The organism is Pirellulales bacterium (assembly GCA_036490175.1).
Lineage (GTDB): Bacteria > Planctomycetota > Planctomycetia > Pirellulales > JACPPG01 > JACPPG01.
Genome location: DASXEJ010000075.1, coordinates 1 through 7,562 on the forward strand (window position 1 = coordinate 1; position 7,562 = coordinate 7,562).

A 7,562-nucleotide genomic window follows, 5' to 3' on the forward strand; every position below is an offset into this window, starting at 1 on the left:
GGCCAAAACTCCAACCTTTCTTTGCGGCGTCCGTCGTTCGTCACGCAGCAGCTCACCGGTCAACACTCCTAGCAAGCACGTGCCGATCGCGGGCAGGGTGCTAAGCAATCCTTCGGGATCCCAACCCCATTGGCGATACCAAGCCCGCCCGGGCAATAAAAGCCGATCGATGTAGCCCGCAACGTTTCCTTCCTGAGAGAAATCCCCCAAATCGAAACCGGGTACCGGCACCCAAGTCATCAGGGCCCAGTAGCCGAGCAACAGCGCTGCAAGTAATGCCAATTGCCCGCGCGGTCGAACGTTCAGAAATATGATCGCGCCGCAGAAGTAACAAGCTGCGATCCGCTGCAGCACGCCAACCCAGCGGATCTCGTGCCAGTGATTGGCCAGCCCACCGTAGTAGAACACGCCGAGCAAATACAGCAGCAAAGCTCGGCGGAAGATGCGCAAGTACAGCGATCGCCGGTTGCCGGGCTCGGCCAAGCGCGAGCCCAAGGCCAATGGGATTGAAACGCCCATGATGTAAACAAACAGCGGAAAGATCAGATCGTAAAACGTGATCCCATGCCACTTGGCGTGCTGTAATTGTCTCGCGGCCAGGGTCACCACCGGCCAATCCGACAGCTTGTGCAAGCCCGCCACCAGGCTATCGGCGCCTATGATCCAGAACATGTCGAATCCGCGCAGCGCGTCCACCGACAACAAGCGGTGCACGGTTTTGGCCGGAACAGGTTCGTGTGGCATGGGTTTGCGAGTTGCGGACGGCAGGCTGCGCCGCGCGGGCAGTGGTCCTAACCGCGCCGACGTGATCGCTTGATTCAAGGCAGCCCGCCATTCTGACCATCACGATTCTGGGGAACAAGTCGCGATCGAATCCCTTCCGAATCGCCGTCAGCATGGATAAACTGGAGCCCGTCAAGGATGGTACGCTTTCGGTGACAAGTAGCTGGTGCTTATTTCGGGAGACAACACGTGCTTTGGTCGCTTTCAGGTGTGTTGGTGGTTCTGTTCGCGATCGTCGTTCCGATTGCGTTGGTCGCAAAGCTCCTCTTTGACGAGCCCCAGTCGTAGCCTCACGTTAGGTGCCCGTCGCGATTGCCTTTAGGCCGCTGTCACGGCTGACATCCTGTGTGGGCCAAGAGACATATCGCCACCGAGGAGCGATGTCGGCCCTCGGTGCGCCGTTTGGCCCTCAAACCTCAAGCCCGCCGGGCCAAGATTTCATTGTCGGCCCAAGCGCCACGGTTTACACTGACGTCGTCCGCCCGAGCATCCGCCGCCAATCGTCCTACCGCCGCTGTTCCGTTAAACTGCTACGCGACATCGCAGCCATGCCACGAAATTTTTCTCGCCGGCAGATGCTCGAAATCGGAGCCCTCGGACTTGCGGGCGTATCGTTGCCGCGACTATTGAGGGCCGAGGAATCCGTGTCGGCCGGCGGAATTCGTCCGCGGGCAGACGCCTGCATCATTATTTTCCTGGATGGCGGTCCCAGCCATCTGGACATGTGGGACATGAAGCCTGCGGCACCGGACGGCATTCGCGGTGAGTTCCAGCCCATCGCCACGAGCCTGCCTGGGGTGCAACTCTCTGAGCACCTGCCCCGCCTGGCCACCCAAATGCACCGGCTAACGCTCATCCGGTCGATGCATCATGGTGTGAACAACGCCCATGCCGCCGCCGTGTATACGGCTCTCACAGGACATGATCGGGGGGAAATCGGCGGTGGAACGTTGCCGACAGATAATCCATCGCCAGGGTCGGTCATGGCCTTGATGCGGCCGCCCGACCGGCAGATCGTGCCCCACATCACTCTCCCGTATATCACGAAGGAGGGGGCCGGCGGTCCGCCACAGCCTGGCTTCTTTGGCGGTCTGCTGGGACACGCGTACGATCCGCTTTTTGTCTTGCGGGACCCGAACTCGCCCGACTTCGCCGTGCCAGAGTTGACGCTCTTGGCCGACGTATCGCTCGAACGGCTGTCTGCGCGACGAAATTTGCTGTCGAACGTGGACCGCTCCTTTTCAACCGCCGCCGGACGACAGGCCCAAGAGTCGATGGATAGGTTCCAGCAGCGGGCACTGGATCTGTTGACGTCCGAGACCACACAACAGGCGTTCCGTTTGTCGGCCGAACCAGACAGCGTCCGCGAATCGTATGGACGAAACATATATGGCCAAAGTGTCCTTTTGGCACGGCGCATGATCGAGGCGGGCACGAGATTGGTCACGATTTCCTGGGCGCCCGATGCCAACGCCACCTGGGATACTCACGGCGGTAACTTCGCGACGCTCAAGAAAGTTTTGTTGCCGCAATTCGATGCAGCCTGTACCAGCCTGATAACCGACCTTGCCGACCGCGGTATGCTGGAGCGAACTGTTGTGGCGGTGCTCGGCGACTTTGGCCGCACGCCCAAGATCAATGCCAACAATGCCGGCCGCGATCACTGGAATTTCTGCTACAGCGTGCTGTTTGCGGGCGGAGGATTCAAGCCGGGACTGGTTTACGGCGCGAGTGACAAGATCGGTGCCTTTCCGGCCCGCAATGCCATGAGTCCGGGCGATTGTATTTCGACGCTCTACCACACGCTTGGCATCGACCCTGGCATGTTCATTCACGACCAGTTTCAGCGTCCTCACCGGCTCGTTCCCAAGGGGGACGTGGTCGGCGAGTTGCTAGTGTAGGGCCAATCGATCCGCCACCTGCTGGCCTGGTCGATGTGCTAGCGCATCTCTCACATTCCTGGGCACGATTACCCCGGCTCGCACCACGCGCGTCGCACCGATTGACTGGGTGTTGATGCTGCGTAACCCGCGCCCAGTCTCTGCCCAACATCCCAGCAATGGGACACGCCAGCGATAGATTACGATGCCGGCAAGCAAACGTGCAAAGTAATAGGCTGCATTCCCTTATGTTGAATGTTCTTCCGTTCTTCGGACGCTGGCACACGGCTTGCTTCATGGGTGAAATGAGGCGCTAGCTTTGTAGCCGTTGCCGGTATCGCTGTCTCTTTCCGTCCCAGTCCTACTACTTGGCAGGCCGCGCATTACGGCACGACGGATGCGGAAACGAATTTGTTGCCAAATCGCTGTCGGACTAACTATTGCCGCCTGCGCAAATGCCTGTGCATGAACCTCGGGCGTCATATCGTGTTTTCTCTGGCTACCGCCTAGCCAGAAAGACGTCCGCGCTTGGGCGGATGGCGCAAGCCCACCGCCCAAGTCGGGTTTTTCCCTGTCCGTGTACCGACGGGCAAAGCTGCGTATCCCTTATTTCGGCGAATTCGGCCGAGGTCGTACGCCGTGGGCGTCGATGCCTGCCCCTTGGATCGGCACGATGGTCGCGGTAGCCTTGAGCGCAGTTACATGCGCTGAATTGGGTTTGCGGTCATGACCGCAGCCAACACGCCGCCCTGGGGGACTGCATGCGGGAAATTGGAACCGTACCGAACGCGCGCGATGCCCAGCGCTTGGCCGATTACCTGTTGACGCTTGGAATTCGCAGCCGCGTTGAAGCGAAAGAGGACGGCTCTTCGATCTGGGTCTATGAGGAAGACCAGCGCGAGCGGGGGCGCCAGGAGCTAGAACAGTTTCTTAGTGCGCCCTCCGATGCACGCTACGAGCAGGCTACTCAGCAGGCACGACGCCTGGAGCGGGAGGCAGCGGCCCGGGAGAAGCGTTACAGCAAGAACGTCATCGATATGCGCGATCGTTGGGACACGGGCCGGCTCGGACGCCGTCCGGTCACGATGTCGCTGGTAGCGATCAGCTGCGGTGTGGCATTGATTTACGGCTTCGGTAATTCGGCCGAGGGCATCGTACGACTGAGCGAGCTATGGTTCCGAATTCCGGTCGTTGCCGATGGACATGTCTTAGGCTTTGCTCCACTTTCGGCCACGCTACAGGGACAATTGTGGCGGCTCGTGACGCCCATCTTTATTCACATGTTCCCCATGCACCTCCTCTTCAACATGTTTGCCACAATCGATCTGGGCTCTCAGGTCGAGTTGCGACTGGGGACCTGGCGCATGCTGGCAATGGTGTTGCTAGTCGCGATCGTGTCCAACGTCAGTCAAAACTGGTGGGTCGGACCGAACTTCGGCGGGATGTCCGGCGTCGCTTATGGGCTGTTTGGTTACATTTGGATACGAAGCCGCACGGATCCCACTTCCGGATTCTTCATGTACCCGACGACGGTGATGGTGATGATGTTGTGGTTGATTCTCTGCTACGTTGGTTTTTTCGGCTCCGTCGCTAACGCGGCTCATACCGGTGGACTGGCGATGGGCGCGGCACTGGCCTTTGCACCCACTATTTGGCGACGCCTGAACCTATGATTTCCTGGCCCGGCGACGTGTTGTGCTTCGTAGGTTGACTTTGCGGGCGACATTGCCGCAAAAAGAATCTCGCCATTGCTTGCGGCACTTGTCAGCGGCGCCGCGACCGACGTACAATGCGGCCTCATTCGCAAGCGGAGCAGACGAAACGAACGCGCAGCAGTCTTTTCTCCGGCTACGTATAGCGCACGACTAAGGGCATGGCGGAGAGTAGTGTCCGCCGTAACTTACGGTAATTAATAATCGTGTACTGCAAAGTACGGAGCGGGCAATGGAGAGAGCAGGACAATTTTGTCGTGCCTCAAACCTGCAACGTTTTGCCGAGTGATGTCTTGGGAAGGGTAATGTGATCAATCGTTGATGCATCGGCTCGACGCCGGCGCAGGCGATTAGTCGATGATCTGTTTTAACAAGGAGAGATTTCCATGAAGAAGTTGTTCACGCTGGCAGCGATTTTGGGTCTGGGCCTGTCGACCATCGGTTGCGGCGACGCCGCCAAGAAGAAGGATGCTCCCAAGGCCGCCGAGACGCCGGCCGCCGCTCCTGCCGGTGAAACCAAGTAGTTATAAATTCGCCAAAATTTGTACGGAGGGGGACATGCTTTATGTCCCCCTCTTTTTTTGCGATGTGGCTGCGTCGCTGGGGTGTCAAGCGGTCTCATGCACCTGCAGCCCCAATTCCTCGATCATCTGCTCGCGAATCTTGAACTTCTGAATCTTGCCCGTGACAGTTTGCGGAAAGGCGTCGACAAACTTCACGTACCGCGGCACTTTGAAATGCGCCAACTTCGCGCGGCAGAAATCGCGCACTTCGGCTTCACAAAGTGCAAGCCCCGCCTTGAGCTTGATCCAGGCGCAGAGTTCTTCGACGTACTTCGGATCGGGCACACCCACGACCGTGGCCTGTTCGATGGCAGGATGTGTGAACAAGAATTCCTCAATCTCGCGTGGATAGATATTCTCTCCGCCGCGAATGACCATGTCTTTGATCCGACCGGTGATGCGGAAGTAACCGTTCGTTTGCCGCACCGCTAAATCTCCCGTATGCAACCATCCCTCCGCGTCGATGGCCCTGGCCGTGGCTTCGGCATTGCCGTAATACCCCAGCATCACGACATGCCCCCGTGCACAGAGTTCGCCCTGCATGCTGTCAGGAACTGCGCATCCCGTGACTGGATCGATCAGCTTCACTTCCACTCCTGGCAGTGGCTGTCCCACGGTTTCAACGCGTAGTTCAAGCGGGTCGTCAGAGCGCGTCTGCGTGATGACGGGCGAGGCTTCGGTCTGACCATAGGCAATCGTGATTTCGTGCGCCCCCATGCGATCGACAACCTGTCGCATAACTTCGATAGGGCAAGGGCTGCCCGACATGATGCCCGTGCGCAAGCTCGACAAATCGCGGCTGCCGAAGGTCTCGTGCTGCAACTGGGCGATAAACATAGTCGGCACGCCATACAACACCGTAGCTCGCTCGCGCTCGATCGCGGCTAGCGTGGCCCCGGGGTCGAACGATTCGGCAGGCACGACCATCGCCGCGCCATAAACGATCGAACACATGTTCGCCAAGACGCAACCAAAGCAATGGTAGAACGGCACAGGAATGCAGATCCGATCGTTTTCGCTCATCCGTTGGCAGCCGCCAACGTAGTACGCATTGTACAGCAGGTTTTGATGGCTCAACGTGGCAGCCTTCGGAAAACCGGTCGTTCCCGAAGTGTACTGAATGTTGATTGGATCCAGCGGCGAAAGCTGCTCGCCAAGCAATGTAAGATCAACCGCGGGATCGGCCCGGTCGAGCATGTCATTCCAAGAGATCGCGCCTGCTGGCGTTTCCCGTTTAAGCGAGACCACCCAGCGCAGATTCGGAAAGCGATCGCTCGCTACTGTGCCCGGCGCCGTTGTTGCCAGTTCGGGACATACTTCGTCCAGCATGGCGAAGTAGTTCGAGGACTTGAATCGGTCAACAAGGAATAGGGCCACGGCGTCGCTTTGTCGCAGAACGTATTCCAGCTCGAAGGGCCGATACGCGGGATTGATCGTCACCAGCACGGCGCCGATGCGGGCCGTGGCAAACTGCAAGACGACCCACTGCGGTACATTGGTCGCCCAGATCGCCACGTGCTGACCCGCGCCAATACCGAGTGCGACCAGCCCGCGCGCCGCCCGGTCCACCTCGGCCAGGAATTCGGCGAAGGTCCATCGTTGTCCTAGGGCGGGAAAGACCAGTGCATCGCGTTCGGGAAACGCGCGAGCCGTTCGCACCAATGCCTGGCCAATCGTCAAACCTGCGACCCACGGCGTCGCTCCGTCGCTCGCCATGAACTTTCTCCCAGACGTCTGCGATGAGAAGTGTCCGAACAACGCTCGCCCCGCCGTACGGCAGGCAGGAACTCCGGCCGTACATTCCCTACGACGATGATGAATCTTGCCGGCAAAGGCCGTAGAAGGCAAGCGATCCTGCCGCCGCAGACATGACGGGTTCAGTGGCGGGCGCGCTCGAACATCGCCACGGCGATCGGCACGTACGCCATCAGAGGCAACCAGGCGGACAATGAGGGGCTGAGCATATACACCGTCCCGAGGTATTGGCAGGACAGGACAGTCAGTGAATAGACACTAACGACACCGACGCACATGCCGATCGACAAATACATATTGCGGCTCTCGCGCCCCAATACCAGTGGTAGGCCCAGAAACAACAACGTCACGTCCAGCAGCGGTTGTACGATGCGAACATGAATGGCCACCCGCACGTCAGATCCGAAGTCCAAACTCGGATTCTTCAGCCCCGCGACCATGTCGGCAACCGAGGAAAACTGGCGCCACTGTTGGCCGCCGGTCAATTGCTCGAAGGTGACGTCGCTGACAACAAAGCAATGGTCGGCTGCCAGCCAGTTGGCATCGTGCGGGGTAATAACGATGGGCCGCCCTGCCAGCTGCAGCGATGGCTTGGCCGCGATACCGGGCGGTTCTTTGACCTGCTTCAATAAGTATCCGCCCGGCCGATCCCCTTCAGCCGGCAGATAATACGCGTTGGCGGCGCTCAGCTCGGTTCCCCAGACTCCGAAGTCGGGCGGCAGCAGGAAACTTGCCCCCTCGACACGTTTCTCATTGGAATATGTCCGATTGCCGCGCAATAGGATGCCTGTCTGATTGTCGTGGCGCGGCCGGAACTGTTGGGCCTGATCACCAAGCAAGTCGCGCGAGTCGCGGCTCATTTGTTTGCG

6 protein-coding genes are annotated in these 7,562 nt (G+C 59.1%); 3 read left to right on the top strand and 3 right to left on the bottom strand.

Annotation, left to right across the window (positions count from 1 at the left end; genetic code table 11):
* Window positions 1-744: DUF5009 domain-containing protein (locus VGG64_05150; protein HEY1598965.1), on the bottom strand; the 744-nt coding region annotated here is incomplete at its 3' end.
* Window positions 745-1,331: 587 nt separating this feature from the next.
* Here VGG64_05150 and VGG64_05155 point away from each other — a divergent pair.
* The 3 genes from VGG64_05155 to VGG64_05165 all read left to right on the top strand — a co-directional run bounded on the left by VGG64_05155 (window position 1,332) and on the right by VGG64_05165 (window position 4,899).
* Window positions 1,332-2,684 carry a DUF1501 domain-containing protein gene (locus VGG64_05155; GenBank protein ID HEY1598966.1) on the top strand — a complete coding sequence of 451 codons (1,353 nt, stop codon included), beginning with the start codon at window positions 1,332-1,334 and terminating at the stop codon, window positions 2,682-2,684.
* Window positions 2,685-3,424: 740 nt separating this feature from the next.
* Complete coding sequence (locus tag VGG64_05160; protein ID HEY1598967.1) at window positions 3,425-4,336, top strand: rhomboid family intramembrane serine protease; 912 nt, start codon at window positions 3,425-3,427, stop codon at window positions 4,334-4,336.
* Between the two features lie 425 nt (window positions 4,337-4,761).
* Window positions 4,762-4,899: a hypothetical protein gene (locus VGG64_05165; protein ID HEY1598968.1), complete on the top strand. Its 138-nt coding sequence runs from the start codon at window positions 4,762-4,764 to the stop codon at window positions 4,897-4,899.
* 84 nt (window positions 4,900-4,983) lie between these two features.
* Here VGG64_05165 and VGG64_05170 read toward each other — a convergent pair whose 3' ends face one another.
* Window positions 4,984-6,654 (bottom strand): AMP-binding protein, encoded by a 1,671-nt coding sequence (locus VGG64_05170; GenBank protein ID HEY1598969.1) that lies wholly within the window; start codon window positions 6,652-6,654, stop codon window positions 4,984-4,986.
* 161 nt (window positions 6,655-6,815) lie between these two features.
* The coding region (locus tag VGG64_05175) for an LptF/LptG family permease (protein HEY1598970.1) at window positions 6,816-7,562 on the bottom strand (747 nt) is incomplete at its 5' end.